Origin of the sequence: Kitasatospora fiedleri (genome assembly GCF_948472415.1) — a bacterium.
Lineage (GTDB): Bacteria > Actinomycetota > Actinomycetes > Streptomycetales > Streptomycetaceae > Kitasatospora > Kitasatospora fiedleri.
The window spans coordinates 5,379,639-5,403,590 of the sequence record NZ_OX419519.1 but is presented as its reverse complement, the minus strand read 5'-3'; the positions used below and the strand labels follow the sequence as shown (position 1 = coordinate 5,403,590).

At 74.7% G+C, this 23,952-nt stretch carries 18 protein-coding genes and 1 pseudogene; 4 read left to right on the top strand and 15 right to left on the bottom strand.

What is annotated here, in order from left to right; all coding sequences use genetic code 11:
- Nucleotides 1-139: 139 nt before the first annotated feature.
- The 5 genes from QMQ26_RS24725 to QMQ26_RS24705 all read right to left on the bottom strand — a co-directional run bounded on the left by QMQ26_RS24725 (nt 140) and on the right by QMQ26_RS24705 (nt 7,711).
- A complete protein-coding gene (locus QMQ26_RS24725; RefSeq protein WP_282202720.1) occupies nt 140-2,230 on the bottom strand; it encodes an ATP-dependent DNA helicase in 2,091 nt (696 codons plus the stop codon).
- 12 nt (nt 2,231-2,242) lie between these two features.
- On the bottom strand, nt 2,243-3,940 hold the full coding sequence (locus QMQ26_RS24720; RefSeq protein ID WP_282206604.1) for an IucA/IucC family protein: 1,698 nt from the start codon (nt 3,938-3,940) through the stop codon (nt 2,243-2,245).
- Nucleotides 3,941-4,001: 61 nt separating this feature from the next.
- Nucleotides 4,002-5,390: a lysine N(6)-hydroxylase/L-ornithine N(5)-oxygenase family protein gene (locus tag QMQ26_RS24715; protein ID WP_282202719.1), complete on the bottom strand. Its 1,389-nt coding sequence runs from the start codon at nt 5,388-5,390 to the stop codon at nt 4,002-4,004.
- A 6-nt stretch (nt 5,391-5,396) separates the two neighbouring features.
- A complete protein-coding gene (locus tag QMQ26_RS24710) occupies nt 5,397-5,951 on the bottom strand; it encodes a GNAT family N-acetyltransferase (RefSeq protein WP_404813953.1) in 555 nt (184 codons plus the stop codon).
- Nucleotides 5,951-7,711, bottom strand: a complete 1,761-nt coding sequence (locus tag QMQ26_RS24705) for an IucA/IucC family protein (protein WP_100840400.1) — start codon at nt 7,709-7,711, stop codon at nt 5,951-5,953. Before QMQ26_RS24705 ends, QMQ26_RS24710 begins: the two co-directional genes overlap by 1 nt.
- A gap of 252 nt (nt 7,712-7,963) precedes the next feature.
- Here QMQ26_RS24705 and QMQ26_RS24700 point away from each other — a divergent pair, with 252 nt between their 5' ends.
- Nucleotides 7,964-9,115, top strand: coding sequence for a trypsin-like serine peptidase (locus QMQ26_RS24700; protein ID WP_282202718.1), 1,152 nt, complete (start codon nt 7,964-7,966; stop codon nt 9,113-9,115).
- Nucleotides 9,116-9,170: 55 nt separating this feature from the next.
- Nucleotides 9,171-10,319, top strand: a complete 1,149-nt coding sequence (locus tag QMQ26_RS24695) for a trypsin-like serine peptidase (protein ID WP_282202717.1) — start codon at nt 9,171-9,173, stop codon at nt 10,317-10,319.
- 92 nt (nt 10,320-10,411) lie between these two features.
- On the opposite strand, the gene hflX is transcribed toward QMQ26_RS24695, so the two are convergent.
- The 6 genes and pseudogenes from hflX to miaA form a co-directional block, all read right to left on the bottom strand.
- Nucleotides 10,412-11,911 carry a GTPase HflX gene (hflX, locus tag QMQ26_RS24690; protein ID WP_100840403.1) on the bottom strand — a complete coding sequence of 500 codons (1,500 nt, stop codon included), beginning with the start codon at nt 11,909-11,911 and terminating at the stop codon, nt 10,412-10,414.
- A gap of 1 nt (nt 11,912) precedes the next feature.
- Nucleotides 11,913-12,524: an ACT domain-containing protein gene (locus QMQ26_RS38330; RefSeq protein WP_404813952.1), complete on the bottom strand. Its 612-nt coding sequence runs from the start codon at nt 12,522-12,524 to the stop codon at nt 11,913-11,915.
- Nucleotides 12,455-14,200 (bottom strand): RelA/SpoT family protein, encoded by a 1,746-nt coding sequence (locus QMQ26_RS24685; RefSeq protein WP_404813951.1) that lies wholly within the window; start codon nt 14,198-14,200, stop codon nt 12,455-12,457. Before QMQ26_RS24685 ends, QMQ26_RS38330 begins: the two co-directional genes overlap by 70 nt.
- A gap of 176 nt (nt 14,201-14,376) precedes the next feature.
- Nucleotides 14,377-15,236, bottom strand: a pseudogene (gene dapF, locus QMQ26_RS24680) (diaminopimelate epimerase).
- A 327-nt stretch (nt 15,237-15,563) separates the two neighbouring features.
- Nucleotides 15,564-16,049: a hypothetical protein gene (locus QMQ26_RS24675; RefSeq protein ID WP_282202716.1), complete on the bottom strand. Its 486-nt coding sequence runs from the start codon at nt 16,047-16,049 to the stop codon at nt 15,564-15,566.
- Nucleotides 16,050-16,301: 252 nt separating this feature from the next.
- Complete coding sequence (gene miaA / locus QMQ26_RS24670; protein ID WP_100840406.1) at nt 16,302-17,282, bottom strand: tRNA (adenosine(37)-N6)-dimethylallyltransferase MiaA; 981 nt, start codon at nt 17,280-17,282, stop codon at nt 16,302-16,304.
- A gap of 108 nt (nt 17,283-17,390) precedes the next feature.
- On the opposite strand from miaA, the gene QMQ26_RS24665 reads away from it, so the two are divergent.
- Complete coding sequence (locus tag QMQ26_RS24665) at nt 17,391-17,699, top strand: antitoxin (protein WP_282202715.1); 309 nt, start codon at nt 17,391-17,393, stop codon at nt 17,697-17,699.
- Between the two features lie 9 nt (nt 17,700-17,708).
- Here QMQ26_RS24665 and QMQ26_RS24660 read toward each other — a convergent pair whose 3' ends face one another.
- Nucleotides 17,709-18,401 carry a class III extradiol ring-cleavage dioxygenase family protein gene (locus QMQ26_RS24660; protein WP_282202714.1) on the bottom strand — a complete coding sequence of 231 codons (693 nt, stop codon included), beginning with the start codon at nt 18,399-18,401 and terminating at the stop codon, nt 17,709-17,711.
- 257 nt (nt 18,402-18,658) lie between these two features.
- Nucleotides 18,659-20,170, bottom strand: coding sequence for a tRNA (N6-isopentenyl adenosine(37)-C2)-methylthiotransferase MiaB (gene miaB / locus QMQ26_RS24655; RefSeq protein ID WP_282202713.1), 1,512 nt, complete (start codon nt 20,168-20,170; stop codon nt 18,659-18,661).
- Nucleotides 20,171-20,275: 105 nt separating this feature from the next.
- Between miaB and QMQ26_RS24650 the strand changes: the two genes are divergently transcribed.
- The gene (locus QMQ26_RS24650) at nt 20,276-21,313 is read left to right on the top strand and encodes a TAXI family TRAP transporter solute-binding subunit (RefSeq protein WP_282202712.1); all 1,038 of its coding nucleotides are present in this window, start codon (nt 20,276-20,278) and stop codon (nt 21,311-21,313) included.
- Nucleotides 21,314-21,376: 63 nt separating this feature from the next.
- Here the strand turns inward: QMQ26_RS24650 and QMQ26_RS24645 are convergent, their stop codons facing one another.
- Both QMQ26_RS24645 and QMQ26_RS24640 read right to left on the bottom strand, forming a co-directional pair.
- Nucleotides 21,377-22,801 carry a sensor histidine kinase gene (locus QMQ26_RS24645; RefSeq protein WP_100840410.1) on the bottom strand — a complete coding sequence of 475 codons (1,425 nt, stop codon included), beginning with the start codon at nt 22,799-22,801 and terminating at the stop codon, nt 21,377-21,379.
- 6 nt (nt 22,802-22,807) lie between these two features.
- A complete protein-coding gene (locus QMQ26_RS24640) occupies nt 22,808-23,581 on the bottom strand; it encodes a response regulator transcription factor (RefSeq protein WP_282202711.1) in 774 nt (257 codons plus the stop codon).
- Between the last annotated feature and the right edge of the window lie 371 nt (nt 23,582-23,952).

Here is a 23,952-nt window from a genome sequence, read left to right as displayed (position 1 = left end):
GCACGACGAGTACGCGGCACCACCGGCGAACGACCGACACGTGCGAGGGCCGGCCCGAACTGTTCGGGCCGGCCCTCGCACGTGTCGGTCGTTCCGGTGCGCGCGGCGGGCGGCGGACCGGCGACCGGCAGGTCGGCGGCTAGCGCGGCCTGACCGGCGGGGCCGAGGCGTCGATCGCGGCGAGCGAGCGGCGGACCTGGTTGCGGTCGGTGGTGTACCAGAAGTCCGGCATGGAGGAGCGGAAGAAGCCGCCGTAGCGGGCGGTGGCCAGCCGCGGGTCGAGGACGGCGACGACGCCCTTGTCGTCGGCGGCCCGGACCAGCCGGCCGGCGCCCTGGGCCATCAGCAGCGCGGCGTGGGTGGCGGCGACGGCCATGAAGCCGTTGCCGCCGCGCGCCTCGACGTCCTTCTGCCGGGCGCTCATCAGCGGGTCGTCGGGCCGCGGGAAGGGAATGCGGTCCATCACGACGAGCTGGCAGGCGGAGCCGGGCACGTCGACGCCCTGCCAGAGCGAGAGGGTGCCGAACAGGCAGGTCCCGGCGTCGGAGGCGAAGGCCCGGATCAGCTCGCCCAGGGTGTCCTCGCCCTGGAGCAGGATCGGCACGTCCAGCCGTTCGCGGAGCTTCTCGGCGGCGGTCTGGGCGGCCCGCATCGAGGAGAACAGGCCCAGGGTGCGGCCGCCGGCCGCGCCGATCAGCTCGGCGAGCTCGTCCAGCATCTCCGGCCGGTCGGGCTCCCGGCCGGGCGGCGGGAGGTGCTTGGCGACGTAGAGGATGCCCTGCTTGGGGTAGGTGAACGGGGAGCCCACGTCCAGGCCGCGCCAGTACGGCGGGGCGTCCTCCCCGGTCTCGGCGGCCGGGCCGTCGGGGGTGCGGTGGTCGGGGAGCCTGGTCTCGCCGGGCAGGCCGAGCGAGGCGGCGACGCCGTTGAAGTCGCCGCCGAGCTTGAGGGTGGCGGAGGTGAGGACGACCGAGCGGTCCCGGTACAGGTTCTCCCGCAGCAGGCCGGAGACGGAGAGCGGGGCGACCCGCAGCGAGGCGGTGCCCCCGCCGTAGCGGTCGGAGCGCTCGATCCAGACGACGTCGTACTCGGAGCCGGTGAGCAGCCGGTCCGCGGTCTCGTGCAGCGTCTCGGCGGAGGCCATCGCCTGCTTGCGGACGGCGTCCTCGTCGGTGAGGCCCTTGTCGCGGGTCTCGCCGAGCGAGGTGATGACCTGGCGGCAGGCGTCCCGGATGCCGGCCACCGCGTAGCCGAGGTACTCGGGGAGTTCGTCGACCTGGCCGGGCTGGGCAGTCTCCATCAGGCCGTGGAAGTTCTCGGCGGCGGCCTGGAGCGCGTCCACCGCCTTCTCGTTGGCGAGCTTCGCGGCGCGCTTGACGGCCCGGTTGACCGCGCCGACGGTGAGTTCGGCGGTGGCCGCGCCGGTGACCCGGTTCACCAGCTCGTGGGCCTCGTCGATGATCAGCAGGCCGTGCTCGGGCAGCACGGGGGCGCCCTCGATCGCGTCGATCGCGAGCATGGCGTGGTTGGTGACCACCACGTCGGCCAGTTTGGCGCGCTCGCGGGCCAGCTCGGCGAAGCACTCCTCGCCGTAGGCGCAGCGGGAGGCGCCCAGGCACTCCTTGGAGGTCACGGCGAGCTGGGCCCAGGCCCGGTCGGAGACGCCGGGGGTGAGGTCGTCGCGGTCGCCGGTCTCGGTCTCCTCGGCCCACTCGCGCAGCCGGAGCACGTCCTGGCCGAGCTTGCCGGCGGGGCCGCCGAGCGCGTCGACCGGGTCGAACAGGCCCTCGCCCTCGTCGCTCGGGGTGCCCTCGTTGGCCCGGTGCAGGCACAGGTAGTTGGAGCGGCCCTTGAGCATGGCGAACAGCGGGCGGCGGCGCAGCACCGGGTGCAGGGCCTCGACGGTGCGCGGCAGGTCGCGTTCGACGAGCTGGCGCTGGAGGGCCAGCGTCGCGGTGGCGACCACCACCCGGTCGCCGTGGGCGAGGGCGGGCACCAGGTAGGCGAGGGACTTGCCGGTGCCGGTGCCGGCCTGGACGAGCAGGTGCTCGCCCTCGTCGACGGCGGCGGAGACGGCTTCGGCCATCCGGACCTGCCCGGGCCGCTCCACGCCGCCGACGGCGGCGACGGCGGCGTGCAGCAGCTCGGGCAGGCGGGAGGCGGGGACCGGCGCGGCGGGTTCGGCCGTCTCCGGGCCGCCGGGCAGGGGTTCGATGGTGTCGTTCGTCATGACGCCCCCAGCCTACGGGGCGGGACTGACAATCCTGACCCGCTGGACGGGGAGCTGCGCGGTGCTGTGCAGCGGGTTGTCGACCTGGCCGTGGACGGCGGCGTGCGGGCGGTCGGGGCGGTCCCGGTAGCCGTCGAGCAGCAGGCGGTTGCGGTTCAGGCAGAGCCGGTCGATCCGGGGCTTGAACAGGTCGAACAGCCGGTGGCGGTCCGCGAGCTCGGGGAAGCGCCGCTGGCAGCCCAGGATCTCCGCGCGCAGCAGCTCCCAGAACTCCGGCTCCGGCAGGTCGAGTTGCTCCTCCAGCAGCGGGGCGAGGTAGCGGTAGACGCCGATGAACAGGCCGGAGTGCAGGAACTGGCAGAGGTAGTCCGGGTCCTCCCGGTTGAGCACCCCGGCGATGTCGGCGGGCAGGTCGGCGAGTTCGGGCAGCGGCCGGTCGCTGAGGTTGACGTCGTCGACGAAGTCCTTGACCGCGAGCCGGACCGGGACGTCGTCCTGGTCGAAGACCACGATGGCGTTCTCGCCGTGCGGGGAGAAGACCAGCCCGTAGCGGTACAGGAAGTGCAGCAGCGGCGGCAGCATCGCGGCGAACAGCCGGCTCACCCACTCCCGGGGCGCCAGGCCGGAGCGGGCGACGAGTTCGGCGGCCAGCGCCCGCCCGTCCGAGCCGGTCTGCAGCAGCGCGGCCAGCGTGCGGGCCCGCTCGCCGGGCTCCAGGTGGCGGCCGAGCGGTTCGCGCCAGATCGCGCCGAGCAGTTCCTTGTACTGGTAGGGCGCGTCGGGCAGGTCCCGGTACAGCGGGTGCTCGACGGTGACCGAGGCGATCTCGCCGAGCAGCACCACCCGGCACTCGTCGCGCAGGTACGGGTCCTGGTCGCGCAGGCGGTGGATCCAGGCGGTGACGGCGGGCGCGGCGAGGGCGCGTTCGGTGGGCAGGCCGCGCCAGACCAGGGTGTTGAGGATGGCGAGCGGCAGTTTGACGGTGCAGCGGTCGGGGCGGCTGAGGTTGAAGAAGGAGCGGATGGACTGCTGGGGCAGCCGGAGGTCGCCGTCGCTGGGCAGCGGGACGATCCGGCCGTCGGCGATCCACGGCGCGAACAGGCCGACCACGGTCTCGTCCCACTGCCAGGGGTGCACCGGGAGCAGCCAGAACTCATCGGCGCGCTCGCCCAGTTGGGTGCGGAAGGCGGGGTCGAGCTCGGTGCGGTAGATGGCCGGGTCGCCGCGGAACTCGGCCAGGCTCTTGTGCACGGCGAGCCAGGGCAGGGTGCGGGGCAGCCGGGCCTCCGGGGTCCAGCCGGCCGCGTCGGTGGCGGAGAAGCCGATCCGGCCCTTGTTGGCGACGATCCACGGGTGGCCGGTCTGCCGGCCCTCCAGGGCGACGTGGTCGAGGTCGGCGAGTTCGGCGGCGCTCAGCGCGGTGGCCCGCAGGTGGGCGTCGGCGATCAGGGTGGCGGTGAGTTCGCGAACCAGGTGGCCGGTGGTGTCGCCGCCCATCCCGAGGACGTGCCGGGCCTGCTGGAGGAAGCGCAGCGGGTCGTCGCCGCCCTCGATCGACGCCGGGTCGACCCGCCAGCTCCCGTACGCGCCCCGGCGGGCGGCGAACCGGTAGTCGGCGTCCGGGAGCCGCACCAGGTGGCGGCCGTCGCCGTCGGGCCGCGGGTGGAGCAGTTCCTCGTAGGCGAATTCGCCGAGCAGTTTGGCGAGCATGTCCCGTCCGGCGGCCTGCCAGTGCCCGGTGGTGAGCTGGGGTGGCAGGTGGAGTACGGAGTCAGCGGCTGGCTGCTGCACGCTCGGTCCCTTCCTGGGGTCGTGGGAGTGTCGCCGACGGCGGCGGGGCGGATGCCGGGAGGAACGTGGTCCAGGCGGTGCGGTGGGGCAGCGGGTGGAGCGTCTTGCCCGCGACGGCGTTGAGGATCACGGCGGCGCGGTGGGCGCCGAGCCCGAGGTCCGGGGTGCCGACTCCGTGAGTGTGCAGCTCCGCGTTCTGGACGTACAGACCGCCGGTGAGTTCCGGCCGGGTGGCGACCCGGTGGTCGAGGTCGACCCGGTAGCGGCCCTGCCCGTCCCAGTCGATCAGCTCGGCGATCGGGTCGAGGGCGGCGGGGCGCACCGCCCGGTAGCCGGTGGCCAGTACCACGGCGTCGGTGCGGACCAGGTGGCGGCGGCCGGAGTCGCCGTGCCGGCAGTGCAGTTCGAGCCCGCCGCAGGGGCCCTGGGCGGCTTCGGTGACGGCGGTGCCGGGCAGGATCTCGACCGGTTCGGCGTCGATCGGGCGGCCGACGGTGCGCTCGTACAGGTGGTCGTGGATCTCGGCGAGCGTCTCGGCGCTGGCGGCCTTGTGCAGCTGCCACTGGGCGGGGACGAGGGCGTCCCGGACGTCGGCGGGCAGGCCGTGGAAGTAGCGGGTGTAGTCGGGGGTGAACTGCTCCAGGCCGAGCTTGGAGTACTCCATCGGGGCCAGCGCCCGGGTGCGGGTGAGCCAGCGCAGCCGGGTGCCGTCGCCGGCCCGGTGCCGGAGCAGGTCGAGGAAGACCTCGGCGCCGGACTGGCCCGATCCGACCACCGTGACGTCCCGCGCCGCGTCGAGCGAGCGGCGCCGCTCCAGGTAGTCGGCGGAGTGCAGGACGGCGGGGTGCCGGCGCAGCGGGGCGAAGGCCTCGGGGCGGGCGGGTTCGGTGCCGGTGCCGAGGACCAGGTTGCGGGCCCGGTGCACGGCGCCCGCGGCGTGCACCAGGTAGAGCTGGTCGGCGGCGTCCCAGTGCACGGCGGTGACGGGCTGCCCGAAGCGGCAGTTGGGGAGCCGTTCGGCGGCCCAGCGGCAGTAGTGGTCGTACTCGCGGCGGGGCAGCTGGAAGCGCTCGCTGAAGTAGAACGGGAACAGCCGCTGCCGGTCGCGCAGGTAGTTGAGGAACGACCAGGGGTTGGTGGGGTCGACCAGGGTGACCAGGTCGGCCAGGAACGGGACCTGCATCCGGGCGCCGTCGACGAGCATGCCGGGGTGCCAGCGGAACTCGGGCCGGGCGTCGAGGAACAGCGCGCTGACGGTCTCGGCCCGGTCGGCGAGCGCGGCCAGCGAGAGGTTGAACGGGCCGATGCCGACGCCGATCAGGTCGTACGGCTCGGGCTGCTGGCCCGCCGTGTCGTCATGGGGGGTCATGTCGTCCTAGGTATCGGCGGTGGTGTCGGCGCGCCGGCGGACCATCAGGGCGGCGCGCTTGTCGGGCAGGTCGAGGTCGGCGACGCGGTCGAACCCGGCGCGCGCGAACGCCCGGACGGAGGGCGTGTTGCGGACGTCGGGTTCGGCGAGCACCCGGGTGCAGCGCGGTTCGCGCTCCAGCAGCCGGGTGGCGATCGCGTCGAGGAGCGGGGCGGCCAGGCCCCGGCCGCGGGCGGCGGGGGCCAGCAGCAGGTGCACGCCCAGGTCGTGCGGGCGGGCGGGGTAGTGCGCGGCCAGCGGGTCGAGGTCGGCCCGGTACAGCTCGAAGTAGCCGGTGGGTACGGAGTCGAGCAGGGCCAGCGCGGGGCGGCTGCGGCCGTCGCCGTCGAGCTGGGCGGCGAGGTGGTCCGCGGTGGTCCGCGGCGGGCCGGCCAGGGCCCACCAGCGGTCGGTGTCCGGGTCGTTCATCCAGCCGGTGAGCAGGTCCAGGTCGGTGGCCGGCCGCACGGTGCGCAGGACGAGTTCGCCGACCGCGGTGGGTATCGTGCCGGTCTCGGGCATCACGCCCGGGCCACCGGGTTGTCGATCTCGACGTACACCGACTGGGTCTCGACCGGGCCGACCAGTTCGTCCAGGCCGTGCAGCCGGGTGAGCAGGTTGGCCTTGCAGCGCAGGGTGGGGGCGTCCAGCAGGTGGGCGGGGAGCGCGGAGCCGGTGGCGGTGGCGGCGGGGCCGGACAGGAAGCGGCGCAGCGCGGCCAGCAGCAGCTGCTCGTCGGCGAGGCCCTGGGAGCCGAAGGCGCCGATCAGGCCGAGCACGTGGTTGATGCCGAGGTAGTAGGCGAAGCGCTCGTCGGCGACCGCGTCGGGCACGAAGGTGTCGCTGTGCGCGCCGAGTCCGGGCAGCCGGGCGCGCAGCCGGTCGGCGTGCGAGGCGCGGAAGTAGTAGCCCTGGTTGTCGCGGTAGCGGCCGCCGGCGGGCCAGCCCTGGGCGTCCAGCAGGACCAGGCTGTTCTGCTGGTGGGCCTCCAGGGCGATGCCGGCCCGCCCGTCCAGCCAGAGGACCGGCAGCACGACGGTGTCCAGGTAGCGCAGGAACCACTCGGTGGCGACGGTCGGCACCGGGCGGCCGGTGCGGACGGCCAGCTCGGCGAGCACGCCGGCCAGGTGCGAGTCGAGCCGGTCCAGGGGCTGTTCGGCGACCAGCCCGGCCACGCAGAGCGCCCGGTCGGCGGGCCCGAACGGCAGCTGCCGCAGCACGGTGTCCAGGCCGTTGGGGTCGCCGAGCGCGGGGTGGTCGACGCCGATCCAGGCCGGGTCGCGGACGATGTCGAAGCCGGGGTGGGCGGCCCGCCACTGGGCGGCCAGGCCGGACTCCAGCAGGCGGTGCACCTCGGTGCCCCGGTGCAGCTCCTTGCGGAGGTTCTCCCGGCGGGAGTTGGTGATCCGCAGGCCCAGCGACAGCTTGAGCATCCACGGGGTGCCGGGGCGGCAGACGGTGCGCACCGAGCTGGTGGGGTGCCAGGGCTCGCCGTGCTGCCCGAGGTCGGTCAGCAGTCCCTGCTCCAGCAGGTCGGCGACGGCCGGGCGCAGCGCCAGCTCGCGGGCCTGCCAGGGGTGCAGCGGCAGGGCGGCCGTCCCCGCGGGCAGCGGGCGGCCGTACAGGTCGGCGGTGAGCTGCTCGGCGGGGGTGCCGGTGGCGCTGTCGCCGGCCAGCAGCGAGCGGTGCACGGCCCACCAGTGCAGCCGGAACGAGCCGTGCAGCTCCGGGGAGTAGGCGGCGGACTGGGCGGGGCCGAGGCCGTCGCGGCTCTTCGGGGTGGGGTGCAGCGGGTGGCCGAGCAGCAGCGACTGCTCGGCGCGCAGGAACGCGTCGGCGGGCGCGGCGGGGGCGGCCCGGCGGTGGGTGAGGATCTCCGCGGTGCGGGCCGAGGAGTCGGCCACCCGGGCGGTCAGGTCGGCGAGTTGGCCGGGTTCGGGGCGGCCGGTGGCGCCGGCCACCAGGGCGGCGACGGTGACCGCGTCGACCGGGTGCTCGGCGGCGCCGGTGGAGACGGTGGCCGGGCCGAACCGGTGCCAGCCGCAGGCCGACCAGTGCCGCACCGGCGCGGACAGCTGGGCGGCGCCGCCGAGCACCGGAATCCGCAGCAGGTCGCCGTCGGGGCGCTCGGCCGCGGTCTCCCGGGCCCAGCAGCGCAACAGGCTCTCGGTGGCGGCGTGTTCGGCGGCCACGGCCGGGTCGGGGTCGAGCAGCGGGTCCGGGGTGGGGTGCCCGGCCGCGGGCCGGGCGGCCGGGGGGACGCCGGTGAGGGTGCTGGCCAAATCCGCTCCTTGTAGCCGCGTGACTGCCTACGGGTAAGGGTTGCCTGTCCACCACCACCGGACACAAGGACGGATCACTCGTTCCGGTGAGTTTCGGGCGATCCCTCACCCGCAGGTGTGAGCGGACGGCACCCTGACGGACCGTCACCGTCACGGTTCGATGACCGGACGTCAACGGAGGGGCACCGCGCGCCCGCCGCTCCGGGCCCGGGTGGAAGACTGTCCCGGGAGTCGGTCCGTTCTGGGGGGTTGATGGTGAGGGCACGGGGGGTGGTGGCCCTGCTGTCCGCGGTCGCCGTGGTGGCGGGCGGGACGAGCGCCTGCACCTCGACCGGCGGTCGCGGGGGCGGCGGGGAGCCGCACAGCTTCGCCGAGTTGAAGCGCTGGGGGTACGCCGAGTGGGACGGCTGGGCGCAGCGCCACGGCTTCCGCAACCCGGCGGTGCCGGGCCTGTGGAGCGCCGACCGGATGGACCAGGCCCCGCCGCGGCAGCCCGCCCCGGCCCCGGACGGGCCGGCCGCCCCGCCGTCGCCGTCGTTCTCGGTGAACGCCCCGACCGGCACGTCCGGCCCCGACGCCGCGTCCGCCGGCACCACCGCGTCCGCCACCGCCGGCGCGCCGTCCGCGCCGCCGCCGGTGGCCGCCCAGCCGGTGCCGCGCCCGTACACCAGCTACCCGGCGTCCGGGAAGGTCTTCATGACCGCGCCGAACGGCGGCACCGGCCAGTGCTCGGCCACCGTGGTCGCCGACCCGAACCACCCGGGGAAGAGCGACCTGGTGTGGACGGCCGCGCACTGCGTGCACGAGGGCAAGGGCGGCGACTGGTACCGGAACCTGGTGTTCGTCCCGGCGTACAACAGCTCCGGCGCGGCCAGCGACCACCGCCGGGCGGCGCTGGCCGAGGTCGCCCCGCTCGGGCAGTGGTGGGCCGACAAGGTGATCACCTCGCCGCTGTGGACCACCGAGGGCACCAAGGGCGGGGGCGCCGCCAACCAGTACGACTTCGCGGTGATCAAGGTGCGCGGCCCGGAGGGCGAGACCCGCTCGCTGGAGGAGGTCATCGGCACCGCCGTGCCGGTCTGGTTCGACGCCCCGCGCGAGCAGCTCGCGATCCAGGCCTGGGGGTACCCGGCGCTGGCCCCGTTCGACGGGCAGGAGTTGGAGCGCTGCGACTCCGGCCGCCCGGGTTCGCGCGGCTTCGACCCGGCCCGGCCCCCGATGCTGGTGATCGGCTGCACCATGACGGCCGGCGCGTCGGGCGGCGGCTGGTTCGCCGACGGCCCGGACGGCCGCCAGCGGCTGGTCAGCAACACCTCGATCGGCACCCAGGCGCACACCGCGCTCAACGGCCCCTACCTGGAGGACGTGGCCCGCCAGGCACTCGACTACATCTCCCGGAAGTGACGACCGCCCGTCGCCTCCGCCCGATCCGACCCGACCCGACCCCGGGGGAACACCCATGACCGACCAGCACCGCACAGCGCGCCGAGTCCGGAACGCGGCCGCGGCCGCCCTGGTGACGGTACTCGCCGTCACCACCGCCGGCTGCACCCAGAAGGCGCTCCCCTCGCCGCCGCCCGCCAAGTCCTCCTCCTCCGCGTCGAAGGAGTCCGTCGACATCGGCGCACTGCAGAACTTCCTGTCCCGGGTGCCGAACTGGAGCTCCGACGACTGGAAGGAGTGGGCCTCCAAGAACGGCTTCAAGCCGGAGGACATCGAGGCGATCAGGAGCTTCTGGGACACCAAGAAGCCCTCCGACCCCAAGAAGACCACCGTGATCACGCCGGACGAGAAGGCCCCCAGCATCCGGGACGTGGTCTTCCCGCCGACCATACCGGCCAAGGCCCAGCCGCACCCGTACGCCGCGGACACCGCCGTGATCGGCAAGATCTTCTTCGAGACGGACGAGGGCCAGGCGGTCTGCTCGGGCACCGTGGTCTCCGACCCGAACAATCCGGGGAAGAGCAACCTGGTGTGGACGGCCGCGCACTGCGCCCACGGGGGCAAGGGCAAGGGCTACTTCACCAAGGTGATGTTCGCGCCCGGCTACAACCGCACCGGCGTCACCAGCAACGGCAAGGGCCGGGACGCCACCTGGGAGCAGGTCGCCCCGCTGGGCCGCTGGCTGGCCACCGGCATGCTGGTGATGCCGCAGTGGACCCAGGAGGGCAGCATGGTGGGCACCGCGGCCAACCAGTTCGACTTCGCGGTGATCCGGGTGGCCTCGCTGGACGGCTCGGACGTCTCGCTGGAGGAGACCGTCGGCGGCTCGGTGCCGATCCTGTTCAACGCCAAGCCGGAGGACATCACCGCGCCCAGGGCGTACGGCTACCCGGCCGGGAAGCCGTACGACGGCGAGGAGTTGGAGCACTGCGACTCCGGCGCCAAGCTGACCCCGTTCGTCTTCGACCGCTCGCGCCCGCCGATGCTGGCCATCGGCTGCAGCATGACCGGCGGCTCCTCCGGCGGCGGCTGGCTGACCAAGCAGGGCGGCCGGACGATGCTGTTCTCCAACGTCTCGATCGGCGACAACGCCAACCGCTGGCAGGCCGGGCCGACCCTCGGCCCGGACGCCAAGAAGATGTTCGACGCCTTCCTGGTGAAGTAGCCGCGACGACGGACGGGCGGGTGGCGCACCCCGGGGTGCGCCACCCGCCCGTTCCTCCGCCGCTGGGACTGCCGGTGCCGGTGCCGGGTCGGTCAGGCCGTGACGACCGCGTACCGCTCCAGCTCGGCGGCCAGCGCCGTCGCCACCTTGGCGTGCAGCAGGGTGCCGTCCGCGGTGTGCTCGGTGGAGATCAGCTCGCCCTCCGCGTGCACCCGGGAGACCAGGTCGCCGCGGGTGTAGGGGACCAGGGCCCTGACCTCCACCGCGGGGCGGGGCAGTTCCTGGTCGATCAGGGCGAGCAGTTCCTCGATGCCCTGGCCGCTGCGGGCCGACACCACCAGGGCGTGCGGCTCGCGGCGCAGCAGGCGCTGGAGGACCAGCGGGTCCGCCGCGTCGGCCTTGTTGATCACCACGATCTCCGGCACGTTCTGGGCGTCGACCGAGACGATCACCTCGCGGACGGCGGCGAGCTGGGTCTCCGGCTCGGGGTGCGAGCCGTCCACCACGTGCAGGATGAGGTCGGCGTCGGCGACCTCCTCCATGGTGGAGCGGAACGCCTCGACCAGGTGGTGCGGCAGGTGCCGGACGAAGCCGACGGTGTCGGCCAGGGTGTAGAGCCGGCCGCTCGGGGTCTCGGCCCGGCGGACCGTCGGGTCCAGGGTGGCGAACAGGGCGTTCTCCACCAGGACGCCGGCGCCGGTGAGCCGGTTGAGCAGCGAGGACTTGCCCGCGTTGGTGTACCCGGCGATGGCCACCGAGGGGACGTGGTTGCGCCGCCGCTCCTGCCGCTTGGTGTCGCGGCCCTTCTTCATCTCGACGATCTCCTTGCGGAGCTTCGCCATCTTCTCGCGGATACGCCGCCGGTCGGTCTCGATCTTGGTCTCACCGGGACCGCGGGTGGCCATGCCGCCGCCCGAGGAGCCGGAGCCGCCGCCGCCCATCTGCCGGGACAGCGACTGGCCCCAGCCGCGCAGCCGCGGCAGCATGTACTGCATCTGGGCGAGCGAGACCTGCGCCTTGCCCTCCCGGGACTTGGCGTGCTGGGCGAAGATGTCCAGGATCAGGGCGGTGCGGTCGACCACCTTGACCTTGACCACGTCCTCCAGGTGGATCAGCTGGCCGGGCGTCAGCTCGCCGTCGCAGACCACGGTGTCGGCGCCGGTGGAGGCGACGATGTCGCGCAGCTCCTTGGCCTTGCCGGAGCCGATGTAGGTGGCCGCGTCGGGCTTGTCGCGGCGCTGGATCACGCCGTCCAGGACTTCGGAGCCGGCCGTCTCGGCGAGGGCGGCGAGCTCGGCCATCGAGTTCTCCGCCTCCTCCAGCGTGCCGTCCGTCCACACGCCGACGAGCACCACGCGCTCCAGGCGGAGCTGGCGGTACTCGACTTCGGTGACGTCCTGTAGTTCGGTGGAGAGACCGGCCACGCGCCGGAGCGCGGCGCGCTCGGAGCGGTCGTACTGCTCTCCGTCGTAGTTGCCGAGGCCCTCGTCGATCGCCGCGAGGTCCTCGTCCATCAGGGCTTCCGCCTTGAGGTCGGCGAGCCGGCTGGCGGACTCGCTCGATCGGGTGCGGCTGTCGAACGTGGAGGTCATTTCATCCTTGGGTTGATCGGATCGTGCTCTCGGACAACACGGCGGAGGCGCCGTGAATTCCCCACGATGGTTGCACGTCCGCCGTGCCCGAGTCATCCCTTTTACCAGCCGCCCCGTCCGGGTCGGCACCCGCCCCCGCCGCCCCGTCCGCCGCCGCCCCGTCCGCCGCCGTCTCGGGGCCGCCGGGCCGGTAGACGTCGTACACGCCGGAGACCCGGAGCACCGCGCGCATCACGGCGGGCAGCGCGGCGGCGTCGGGCAGCTCCAGGGTGTAGCTGTGCCGGACCCGCAGCTGGCGGGGCGGCTCGACCTCGGCGGAGAAGATGGAGGCGCCCTCGCCGGAGATCGCCGCGGTCAGGTCGGCGAGCAGCCGGGGGCGGTTGAGCGCCTCGGCGTGCAGGGTGGCCCGGTAGCCCCACTGCGGGGCGCCGCCGGGCAGCCAGCGGACCTCGACCGGGCGGCGGCCGCCGTGCAGCATCCGGGTGCCGGTCGGGCAGCCCGCCCGGTGCACCGCGACGGCCCCGCCGCGCAGCACGATGCCGGTCACCTCGTCGGGCGGGACGGGCGTGCAGCAGCGGGCCAGCCGGACGGCGGCGCCGGGCAGGTCGGGCACCTCGGCCGGGGCGACGGCGGCGGGCGGCGCGACCGGGGCCCCGGCGGCGGGGACGGCCGGGGCCCCGGTCTGCTCGGGCACCTCGGCGGCGGGGGCGGCCGGACGGCGGCCAGCCGGCGTTCGACGGCGAGCCGGGCGCCGGGGGTGCGGACGTACTCCAGCCACTGCGGGTCGGGCCCGCTGTCCTCGCCGTCGGGGGCGAGCAGCAGGCCGAGCATGTCGCCGTCGCGCAGTTCGGTGGAGAGCGCGGCGAGCCGGCCGTTGACCCGCGCGCCGATACATCGGTGGCCGGTCTCCTCGCCGAGCAGGTAGGCGGCGTCCAGGCAGCTGGACCCGGCGGGCAGGTGCAGGGTGGCGCCGTCCTCGGTGACGGCGGTGATCTCGCGGTCGTCGCGCAGGTCGGCGGTGAGCGCGGACCAGAAGGCGTCCGGGTCGGGGGTGTCCTGCTGCCAGTCGAGCAGCCGGGCCAGCCAGCCGGGGCGGGCCGGGTCGGTGCGGTCCTCGGGGTCGTCGGCGGCGCTCTGCTGGGCGGTGCGCGAGTCGCCGAGGGCGACCACGCCGGTCTCGGCGACCTCGTGCATCCGCCGGGTGCGGACCAGCACCTCGACCACCTCGCCGCCGGGCAGCGCGACCGCGGTGTGCAGCGACTGGTACAGGTTGAACTTGGGGGCGGCGACGAAGTCCTTGAACTCGCCGGGCAGCGGCGTCCAGCAGGTGTGCAGCTCGCCGAGCACGGCGTAGCAGTCGGCGTTCTCCTCGACCACCACCAGCAGCCGCCCGAAGTCGGCGGGCCGCAGTCCGGCGCCGTCCGGCCCGGCCCCGCGCTTGATCATCACCCGGTGCAGCGAGACCAGGTGCCGGGGGCGGACGGTGACCGCGGCGGGGATGCCGGCCTCGCCGAGCTGGCGGCCGAGCTCGGCGGCGAACGGGGCGAGCACGCCGTCCGCCCAGCCCTCGGCCACCGCGCCGGTGCGCTCGTACTCCTCGGGGTGCAGGGTGGCGAAGACGATGTCCTCCAGCTCCGCCTTGACCACCTGGATGCCGAGCCGTTCGGCCAGCGGGATCAGCACGTCCCGGGTGACCTTGGCGATCCGCACCCGGCTGGCGGGCTTCATGTGCCGGATGGTGCGCATGTTGTGCAGCCGGTCGGCGAGCTTGATCACCATCACCCGGACGTCGTCGCCGGTGGCGACCAGCATCTTGCGGAAGGTCTCCGGCTCGGCGGCGGCCCCGAAGTCGACCTTCTCCAGCTTGGTGACGCCGTCGACCAGGTACGCCACCTCGGGCCCGAAGTCCTCGGCGACCTGATCGAGCGTCACCTCGGTGTCCTCGACGGTGTCGTGCAGCAGCGAGGCGACCAGCGCGGTGGTGTCCGCGCCGAGCTGGGCGAGGATCATCGTCACCGCGAGCGGGTGGGTGATGTAGGGCTCGCCGCTCTTGCGGGTCTGCCCGCGGTGGCTCTCCTCGGCGACCCGGTACGCCCTGGTCAGCAGCGGTACGTCGGCCTGCGGGTGGTGCACCCGGTGGGCCTGGACGATCGGCTCGATGGCGTCGGGGACGGGCGTCCGCCCGGTGGCGAGCAGCGCCGCCCGACCGGCCCGGCCGAGTGCCGCGCGGCTGAACCGGCTCGCCTGCTGCTTGGACGGCGAACCCGCCAACTCGGAGCGGATGGTCATCTGCACCTCCGGCAGCAACACCGGAGCGACGGCCGACCCGGTGGTCCATGCTACCGAGCAGAGCACGTTCCGCGAGCCCCCGCTTCCCCTCTGTCACTCGGATCACTCGAACGGGCGGATTAGCCGGAGGGTCGAGTGGGAAGCGGGAGCTGACGCTCCGTCGCGCTGACCTGCGGTCAGACCAGCACGCCCTCGGCGACGATCACCGCGGGGCCGGTCATCTCGATCCGGCCGTCCGGGAACTCCTCGATCACCAGCCGCCCGCCGGGCACGTCCACGGTGTAGCGCACCGCCTCGCCGGTGACCGCCGGGTCGGCACCGTCCCGCCGGATCGCCGCCACCGCGACGGCGCAGGCGCCGGTGCCGCAGGAGCGGGTCTCGCCGGAGCCGCGCTCGTGCACCCGCATCGCCACGTGCCGCTCGCCGCGGTCCACCACGAACTCCACGTTCACGCCCTGCGGGTACGCGCCCGCGGGGCGGTGGCCGGGGCGTCCAGCAGGGTGCCCGCGTGCGCCAGGTCCTCGACGAAGGCGACGGCGTGCGGGTTGCCCATGTTGACGTTCAGCGCGGGCCAGCTGCGCCCGTCCACGGTGACGGTGACGCCGTCCGGGCCGGGCAGCACGGCGCGGCCCATGTCCACGGTGACCTCGCCCGGGATGCCGTCCGGGCCGTCCTCGGCGATCCGCACCCGCTTGACCCCGCCGCGGGTGGCCACCGCCAGCTCGCCCGGCTTGGCGTGCCCGGCGTGCACCAGGTAGCGGGCGAACACCCGCACCCCGTTGCCGCACATCTCGGCGATCGAGCCGTCCGCGTTGCGGTAGTCCATGAACCACTCGGCCCGCTCGGCCGTCCCCGCCGCCGCGGGCTCGGCCGCCGAGCGGACCACCCGGAGCACGCCGTCCGCGCCGATCCCGGCCCGCCGGTCGCACAGCCCGGCGACGGTGGCCGCCGACAGGTCGATCCGGCCGTCCGGGTCGGGGAGGATCACGAAGTCGTTCTGGGTGCCGTGCCCCTTGAGGAAGGCCGTTCCGCTGATACCGCTGCGCTCGCTCACACCGCCGATGGTAACGAAACCGGGCCGCTCCGACCCCGGGCGGACGGCCCGTGAGACGGGGGCGGACCCGGCGGGCGGGGCCCGGACCCCGCCCGGCCGATCCTGCCGGGCCGGGCCTAGGTCCGGTCGATCTTGTCGGATCGGCGCGCGGCGTCGGGCGCCCGGCTGGGAGTGCCGGCGGAACGCCCTCGTACTGGGTGTACTCGGGTGTTTCGCCGGTGCTTCCGAGGGGGCACCTCCCAGCCCCCCTTGGGGCTGGGGGAGGGATGATCCGGCGTCGCGCGCCCGGCAAGATCGGCCGGACAGGGCCTAGCCGCGCAGGTGGACGACCCGCCAGACGGCGAGGGCCACGGCCACGGCGGCCAGCAGGGTGTACAGCACGATGGCCTTCCACCCGGCCCGCTCGGTGCTGCCGCGGCGCGGCACGCCCGGCCACTTGTACCCGGCCCGGCGGGCGGCCATCGCGCCCCAGCCGACCGAGGCGGCGGTGATCAGCAGGCCGAGCATGCCGATCATCGCGGTCGCGCCCTCGCTGCCGAAGGCCAGCGGGAAGGCGAACATCAGCGAGCCGAACATCACGGTCGCGGCGATCGGCAGGATCTGCCACCAGCGCAGCCGGCGGCGCGGCCGGATGTCCCGCTCGTGGACCACGCCCGGCGCGGCGGCCAGGTCGTCGATCGCGGGCAGTGCCACCGCGTACGAGGTGGTGGGGACGGCGAGCTCGGGGAGGGTCTCGGACCCGTCGGAGACGTCGCCGAGCAGCTCATCGGTTTCGGGGCCGGTACCCGTTGACACGCGGCCTCCCCTGACGGCTCGACACGAGCTCCGGAGCTCGCGGGCGGTGAGGCCGGCCCGCGTGCCGGGCCTCGGTGGTACCGATGATGGCACGTACCAACACGCCCGCAGGGGGTCGCACGGCTTGATCGGGTGATCCGATGCCAGGACGTGATCCCGCCGTGACCGCCGGTACCTCCTGCACCTGCGTCTGCCGGTGCAGACGCCGCGAGCCTGGCCGAATACCTCCGCCGGGCAGCCGGAAACCGCCGGTCAGCCCGCTCGGTGGGACGCTTCCGGACGGTGGATCAGTTCCAGTGCCCGGCCCAGCAGCTCGACCGGATCGGCGCCCTCCGGCCGCTCCAGCCAGTGGATGCGCGGGTCCCGGCGGAACCAGGACTCCTGGCGCCGGGCGAACCGCCGGGTGGCCCGCACGGTCTCCGCCCGCGCCTCGTCCTCGGTGCACTCCCCCGCGAAGAACGCCAGCACCTGCTGGTAGCCGAGCGCCCGGCTCGCGGTCAGCCCCTCGCGCAGCCCGGCCTTCTCCAACTCCCGCACCTCGTCCAGCAGCCCGGCCTCCCACATCCGGTCCACGCGCAGCTCGATCCGCCGGTCCAGCTCCGGACGCGGCACCTGGACGCCGATCTGCACCGCCGGGTACACCGCCCGCTGGGTCGGCAGGCTGGCCGTGAACGGCCGGCCGGTGATCTCGATGACCTCCAGCGCCCGGACGATCCGCCGCCCGTTGCCGGTCAGGATCGCCTCCGCCGCCGCCGGGTCCAGCTCGGCGAGGCGCCGGTGCAGGGCGCCGGGGCCGACCCGCTCCAGCTCCTCCTCCAGCCGGGCCCGGACCGCCGGGTCCGTCCCGGGGAACTCCATCTCGTCGATCGCCGCCCGCACGTACAGGCCCGAGCCGCCGACCAGCACCGGCACCTGCCCGGCCGCCAGCTGCCGGTCCATCTCCGCCCGCGCCAGGCCCTGGTACTCGGCCACCGAGGCGGCCTCGGTGACCTCCCACACGTCCAGCAGGTGGTGCGGGACGCCGCCGCGCTCCGCCGCGGTCAGCTTGGCGGTGCCGATGTCCATGCCCCGGTACAGCTGCATCGAGTCGGTGTTCACCACCTCCCCGCCGAGCTCGCGGGCGATCGCCACCGCCAGGTCGGACTTGCCGGCCGCCGTCGCGCCGACCACCGAGACCACCCGGGTCGGGACGTCGGGACGTGCGGAAGGGGAGGAAGAAGAGGAACCGCTCACCCCACCAGTCTCGCAAAAGCCGGGCACCTCCCGTGTCACTGCGTCGTTGACCGGGGAGGATCAGCTATGTCTGGTGCGGGAATGACCCGAAATGCTAGGAGTGCACCCATGGGCCTGATGGACAACCTCAAGGGCAAGGCCGAGGAACTGAAGGAGAAGGCCAGCGAGCTGGCCGGGAAGCACGGCGACAAGATCGACGGCATGGTGGACAAGGCCGGCGAGACGATCGACAAGGCCACCAAGCACAAGTACTCCGACAAGATCGTGAAGGGCACCTCCGCGACCAAGCACGCCCGGGACGACTTCGCGGCCAAGCCCCAGGACGACCTGCCGCCGCCCGCGGGCGGCCCGACCCCGCCGACCGGCCCCACCCCGCCGACCGGCCCGACCCCGCCGGTCCCGCCCGCCAACGGCTGAGCCGGCGCGTCAGCGCCAGGAGGCCACCAGGTAGCCGACGCCGTACGGGGCGTCCTCGTAGCGCAGTTCACCGCCGAGCGCGGCGCCCTCCGCGGCGCCCGCCAGCACCTGCCACGGGGCACGCCCCTCGGCCATCAGCTCCGCCGACAGCTCCGCGTCCAGCCCGGCCAGCGCCGCCGCGTCCGCCCCGGCCAGCGCGAGCGCCACCGCGCGGTCGTACCCCTCGGCCCGCCCGTCCAGGTACCCGGGGGCCTTCACCGAGCGCCGGGCACTGCCGTCACCCAGCACCAACAGGCCCACCCGGTCCGCGAGTTCGGCCAGCCCCCGGCCCAGGCCCAGCAGCCGCTCCGGCGCCGTGTCCGGCCGCACCGCGACGGCGTGCGTCGGCACCCGCACGCCCGCCTCCTCCAGCAGCCACGCCCCCACCGTCAACGCGGGCGACAGCTCCGGACCGTCCACCCCGCCCAGCGGCAGCCGCACCGCCTTCGCCACCCCGTACCGGCGCAGCGACCCCGCGCCGCCCTCCGTCCACACCCCGGCCCGCTCACCGGTCCCGACCACCACCACCAGATCGACCCCGGCCAGCTCCCCCACCGCCGCCAGACACGCCTCCCGCAGCCCCGCCACCTCACCGGCGGCCCCCGCCGCCACCTCCGGCACGAGCAACGGCGGGCAGGGGCACACGGAGGCGACAGCAAGCATGTCGATCACTCTACGCGCCACCGACCGGACGGAACCGGGGACGCGGAGCGAACCGCTGCGCCGGGCGTGACGGACAGGGGCGCGGGCAGACCTGCCCGACAGGGCGAAACCGGGGGCGCGGGGAACCGCGCGGCCGGCCGAGCACGCACCGCCGGACCGTGACGCGGGACAGTGCCTTGCCCCCTCCCGCGACCTCGCCGACGTGCGACTCCCGCAGCGCGCGGTTCCCCGCGCCCCCGGATGCGCGTGCGCCTCCGCTAGCAACCGCACCCGTCGCCGCTCGGCGCGGTCGCCGGCTGCTTGGGCGCGCCGATCGTCGGCAGCCCCAGCATCACGCCGGCCGGCTTCGCGGCCGGCGGGGCCGCCTGCCGCTTCTCCCACGCGTCGCCCGCCCGGGTGCGGCGGACGGCGAGCGCGGGGCCCTCCGCGAGGAGGTGGTGCGGGGCGGCGTAGGTGATCTCGACGGTGACCATGTCGCCGGGCCGCGCGCTGTGCTCTTCGTTCTCCCCTCGCAAGCTCCGGGAGAAGTGGACCAGCCGGTTGTCGGGGGCGCGGCCGGAGAGCCGGTCGGTGCGGTCGTCCTTCTTGCCCTCGCCCTCGGCGACCAGGATCTCCAGCGTGCGGCCGACCTGCTTCTTGTTCTCCTCCCAGGAGATCTCCTCCTGGAGGGCGATCAGCCGGTCGTAGCGCTCCTGCACCACGGCCTTGGGCACCTGGTCCGCCATGTCGGCGGCCGGCGTCCCCGGGCGCTTGGAGTACTGGAAGGTGAAGGCGTTGGCGAACCTGGCCTCGCGCACCACGTGCAGGGTCTGCTCGAAGTCCTCGTCCGTCTCGCCGGGGAAGCCGACGATGATGTCGGTGGAGATCGCCGCGTCCGGCATCGCGGCCCGGACCTTCTCGATGATGCCGAGGAAGCGTTCCTGCCGGTAGGAGCGCCGCATCGCCTTGAGGACGGTGTCGGAGCCGGACTGCAGCGGCATGTGCAGCTGGTGCATCACGTTGGGTGTCTCGGCCATCGCGGCGATGACGTCGTCGGTGAAGTCGCGCGGGTGCGGGGAGGTGAACCGGACCCGCTCCAGGCCCTCGACCTGGCCGCAGGCGCGCAGCAGCTTGCCGAACGCCTCCCGATCGCCGAGGTCGGAGCCGTACGCGTTGACGTTCTGCCCGAGCAGGGTGACCTCGACGACGCCCTCGGCGACCAGCGCCTCGACCTCGGCGAGGACGTCACCGGGCCGGCGGTCCTCCTCCTTGCCGCGCAGGGCGGGGACGATGCAGAAGGTGCAGGTGTTGTTGCAGCCGACCGAGATCGCGACCCAGGCGGCGTACGCGGACTCGCGCCGGGTGGGCAGGGTGGAGGGGAAGGTCTCCAGCGATTCGAGGATCTCGACCTGGGCCTTGCGCTCGACGGCGGCGCGCTCCAGCAGGGCGGGCAGGTGGCCGATGTTGTGGGTGCCGAAGACCACGTCGACCCAGGGGGCCTTGCGGACGATGGTCTCGCGGTCCTTCTGCGCCAGGCAGCCGCCGACGGCGATCTGCATGCCGCGGTTGGCCTGCTTGGCGGGGGCGAGCCGGCCGAGGTTGCCGTACAGCTTGTTGTCGGCGTTCTCGCGGACCGCGCAGGTGTTGAAGACCACCAGGTCGGGGTCGCCGTCGCCGGCCGCCTTGGCGTAGCCGGCCTCCTCCAGCAGCCCGGACAGGCGCTCGGAGTCGTGGACGTTCATCTGGCAGCCGTACGTGACGACCTTGTAAGTTCGCAAGCTCTCCTCCATACCCACAGAGCCAAGGGTAAGGGCAGCGGCGCGGGCCTCCCGCCGGGGTGCGGGCGGCGGGGAGGGGGCTCCCGCCGGGCGGTGGGGGCTGGCAGTATCCACGGCATGGCTGCTGCGAACCTGCTCCTCCGCCCCGGCGCCGCGCTGCGGTCCGCGGCGCGTTCCGTGCTGCGCGGCCGGCCGGTGCGGGTCGCCGCGGTGCTGCTGCTGGTGGCGGGGGGCGCGGGCGGCTGGTGGGTGTCCTCGGCGCGCTCCTCGTCCGGCCCGCACGGGCGGGTGGCGTTCGCCACCGGGGTGGACGGCGGGGTGTACGACCGCTACGGGGTGCTGCTGCAGCAGTACCTGGGCGGCCACATGCCGGGGCTGAAGGTCCAGCTGGACAACTCCGAGGGCTCGCTGGACAACCTGGAGCGGCTGGTGTCGCACCAGGACGACTTCGCGGTGGCCACGGCCGACGCGGTGGCCAGCTTCGGCAGCCCGGACAAGCCGGGGCTGCGGGCGATCGCCCGGCTGTACGACGACTACATGCAGCTGGTGGTGCCGGCCGACTCGCCGGTGCACTCGGTGGCGGACCTGCGCGGGCTGCGGGTCGGGGTGGGGCAGGCGAAGTCGGGCGTGAACCTGGTGACCCGGCGGCTGCTGGAGGCGGCGGGCCTGAACCCGGACCGGGACGTGCGGCCGTCGCCGGTCAGCGTCGTCCAGGCCGCGGACGAGCTGCAGCGCGACCGGCTGGACGCGTTCTTCTGGTCGGGCGGCCTGCCGACCGCGGCGCTGTCCGACCTGTCGCAGCGCACCCCGATCCGGATCGTCCCGATGGGCGACCTGTCCGACCCGCTGCACCAGCTGGCGGGCCCCGGCATGGACGCGTACCGGGCGGCGACCATCCCGGCGGACGCCTACCCGGACGTGGAGCCGGAGCGGACGGCGGTGCCGACGGTCGCGGTGCCGAACCTGCTGGTGACCCGGGCGGACGTGGACCCGGCGCTGGTGGAGGCGCTGACCCGGGCGGTGATCGACAGCCGGGACGACATCGGCCGCCAGGTGCACGCCGCCCAGCTGGTGGACCTGCGCACCGCGGTGTACACCGACCCGCTGCCGCTGCACGAGGGCGCCCGGCGCTACTACCAGTCCGTCAAGCCCTGAGCCGCCGCCCCGGCCCCCGCCCCGGCTTCCGCCCCGGCCGCTGCGGGGTCCGGCGCGGGCCGGTCAGCGCCGCCGCCGGGGCACGCTGAGCCGCACGGTCAGGCCGTGCGGCTCGGCGGGCTCGAAGCCGAGGCCGCCGCCGCCGGCCAGCAGCAGGGTGCGGGCGATGGACAGGCCGAGGCCGGAGCCGTCGATGTTCTGGTGCCGGGAGGAGCGCCAGAACCGGTCGCCGACCCGGTCCAGCTCCTCCTCGGTGAGGCCCGGTCCGGCGTCGGTGACGGTGGCGGTGACCTCGTCCTTGCCGATCAGCAGGCCGACCCGGACGGTGCTGCCGGCCGGGGTGAACTTCAGCGCGTTGTCCAGCACGGCGTCCAGCGCGCTGCCGAAGCCGATCGGGTCGGCCCAGGCGTGCGCCATCGGCGGGCCCTCCCAGTGCAGGGCGACGCCGCGCTGCTCGGCGAGCGGGCGCCAGGCGTCGGCCCGGGTGCGGACCAGGTCGACCAGGTCGACCGGCTCGGGTTCGGGCCGGGAGCCCTCGGCGGTGGCCAGGCCGAGCAGGTCGTCCAGGACCCGGGCCAGCCGGGCGCCCTCCTCGCGGACCGCGACGAGTTCCTCCTCGTGGCCCTCGGGCAGGTCGAGGCCGATCAGCTCGACCCGCAGCAGCAGCGCGGCGAGCGGGTTGCGCAGCTGGTGGGAGGCGTCGGCGACGAAGGCCCGCTGCTGGTCGATGGCGAGCACCACGTGGTCGGCCATGTCGTTGAAGGAGCGGGCCAGCCGGCGCAGTTCGGGCGGTCCGCCGCTGGGGGCGACCCGGGCGCCGAGCCGTCCGGTGGCGATGTCGTGGGTGGCCCGGTCCAGGGTGCGGACGGGACGCAGCACCCAGCCGGTGAGCCGGACGGCGAGCAGGATGGCGACGATCATGGCGAGCGCCTCGCCGCCGGCCAGCACCATCCAGCGGTGCAGGACGCGCGAGCGCAGCCCGTCGGTGGGCGACTCGGTGAGCACCACGGCGATCACGTCGCCGTCCCGGACCACCGGCAGGGCGACGGCCAGGGTGCGGTCGGGGGTCCAGGGCCAGACCTGCGGCGGGTTGTGGCTGCGGCGGCCGGCCAGGGCCTCCTGGTAGGCCTGCCGACCGGGCCCGGCGGCGGGGGGCCGCCAGCCGCCGGGGGAGACCGCGATGGCGCTGCCGTCGCGCTGGAAGAGGCCGATCCGGGCGCCGTACAGCTCGTGGTAGCGGTCGGCCTCGGTGGCCAGGGCGTGCAGCCGGCCGTTGTCGCCGGGGCCGGGCTGCGGGTCGCCCTTGACGGCGGTGGTGAGGCGGCCCTGGGTGGGCAGGTCCTGGGCGAAGCGGGCGGCGTCGTCGATCCGGTCGACGACCACCTCGGACTGCTCGGAGGCGGCGATCAGGTAGGCCAGGGGCACCCCGAGCGCGGCCAGCACGCAGGCCATCAGGGCGATCAGGATGCCGAGCAGGCGGTTGCGCACGTGCGGTCAGCGCCCCGCCGGGCCGTCGCCGGTGCCGGTGCCGGTGCCGTCCTGGGAGCCGGAGCCGTGCCCGGGGCCGGTGTCGGGCTGGTCGGGGATCAGCCGGTAGCCGACCCCGCGGACCGCCTCGACCAGGCCGGGCAGGCCGAGCTTGGTGCGCAGCGAGCCGATGTGCACCTCCAGGGTGCGGCCGTTGCCCTCCCAGCCGGAGCGCCAGACCTCGCTGAAGATCTGTTCGCGGCGGTAGACCACGCCGGGGCTCTGGGCGAGCAGCGCCAGCAGGTCGAACTCCTTGCGGGTCAGCGGGACGTCGCGGCCCTCGACGGAGACCCGGCGGCGCTCGCGGTCGATCTCGACGCCGCGGGAGGCCAGCGGCCCGGACGGCTCGGGGCCGTTCTCCTCGGTGCTGCGGGGGGTGCCGCGGCGGGCCACGGCGTGGATACGGGCCAGCAGCTCGCCCATGTCGTAGGGCTTGACCACGTAGTCGTCGGCGCCGAGGTTGAGGCCGTGGATCCGGGAGCGGATGTCGGCCCGCGCGGTCACCATGATCACCGGGACGCCGCTGCCGGCCCGGATCCGGCTGCACACCTCGAAGCCGTCGCGGTCGGGCAGGCCGAGGTCGAGCAGCACCACCCGGTAGGGGTCGCTGCCGTCCGGGACGAGCGCGTCCAGGGCCTCGTGGCCGCTGCGGGCGTGCCGGACCTGGAAGCCGTGCCGGCCGAGCACCGCCACCAGGGCGGAAGCCACGCGGTCGTCGTCCTCGACCAGGAGCAGGCGCATCGGGTCTCCTTTCCGTGGGGTTCGTTCGGGCTGGTTCGGACACGTGCGGGCGTTCGGTGCCGCGGCCCGGGCCCGGGTCGGGGCACGGCGCGCGGCAGCGCGTTGTCATGGCCGGGCCCGCGGCGGGACCGGGCCATCCTGGCATCCATGCCCATCCGGCGTCACCCGGTCAACCGGGTTGCCCGGTCCGTTACCCAGCCGGTATCCGCTACCCGTCGACTACCCGGCGTAGCCGAACCGTGATCCTCAAGTTCAGCTCAGATCGGCTGACGAGGGGTCGTGTACCTGCCTAAAGTCACCCCGTCCGGGGGCCGTGGGCTCCGCCGGTTCCGGCCCCCGGACATCAGACGGACCATCACCGGCTCTGCGGC

Bases quoted from the DNA above. Each gene is read 5' to 3' on its own strand.
- QMQ26_RS24725 (WP_282202720.1), bottom strand. From the start codon at position 2,230: ATGACGAACGACACCATCGAACCCCTGCCCGGCGGCCCGGAGACGGCC.
- QMQ26_RS24720 (WP_282206604.1), bottom strand. From the start codon at position 3,940: ATGCTCGCCAAACTGCTCGGCGAATTCGCCTACGAGGAACTGCTCCAC.
- QMQ26_RS24715 (WP_282202719.1), bottom strand. From the start codon at position 5,390: ATGACCCCCCATGACGACACGGCGGGCCAGCAGCCCGAGCCGTACGAC.
- QMQ26_RS24710 (WP_404813953.1), bottom strand. From the start codon at position 5,951: ATGCCCGAGACCGGCACGATACCCACCGCGGTCGGCGAACTCGTCCTG.
- QMQ26_RS24700 (WP_282202718.1), top strand. From the start codon at position 7,964: ATGGTGAGGGCACGGGGGGTGGTGGCCCTGCTGTCCGCGGTCGCCGTG.
- QMQ26_RS24695 (WP_282202717.1), top strand. From the start codon at position 9,171: ATGACCGACCAGCACCGCACAGCGCGCCGAGTCCGGAACGCGGCCGCG.
- hflX (WP_100840403.1), bottom strand. From the start codon at position 11,911: ATGACCTCCACGTTCGACAGCCGCACCCGATCGAGCGAGTCCGCCAGC.
- QMQ26_RS24685 (WP_404813951.1), bottom strand. From the start codon at position 14,200: ATGACCATCCGCTCCGAGTTGGCGGGTTCGCCGTCCAAGCAGCAGGCG.
- QMQ26_RS24665 (WP_282202715.1), top strand. From the start codon at position 17,391: ATGGGCCTGATGGACAACCTCAAGGGCAAGGCCGAGGAACTGAAGGAG.
- QMQ26_RS24660 (WP_282202714.1), bottom strand. From the start codon at position 18,401: ATGCTTGCTGTCGCCTCCGTGTGCCCCTGCCCGCCGTTGCTCGTGCCG.
- miaB (WP_282202713.1), bottom strand. From the start codon at position 20,170: ATGGAGGAGAGCTTGCGAACTTACAAGGTCGTCACGTACGGCTGCCAG.
- QMQ26_RS24650 (WP_282202712.1), top strand. From the start codon at position 20,276: ATGGCTGCTGCGAACCTGCTCCTCCGCCCCGGCGCCGCGCTGCGGTCC.
- QMQ26_RS24640 (WP_282202711.1), bottom strand. From the start codon at position 23,581: ATGCGCCTGCTCCTGGTCGAGGACGACGACCGCGTGGCTTCCGCCCTG.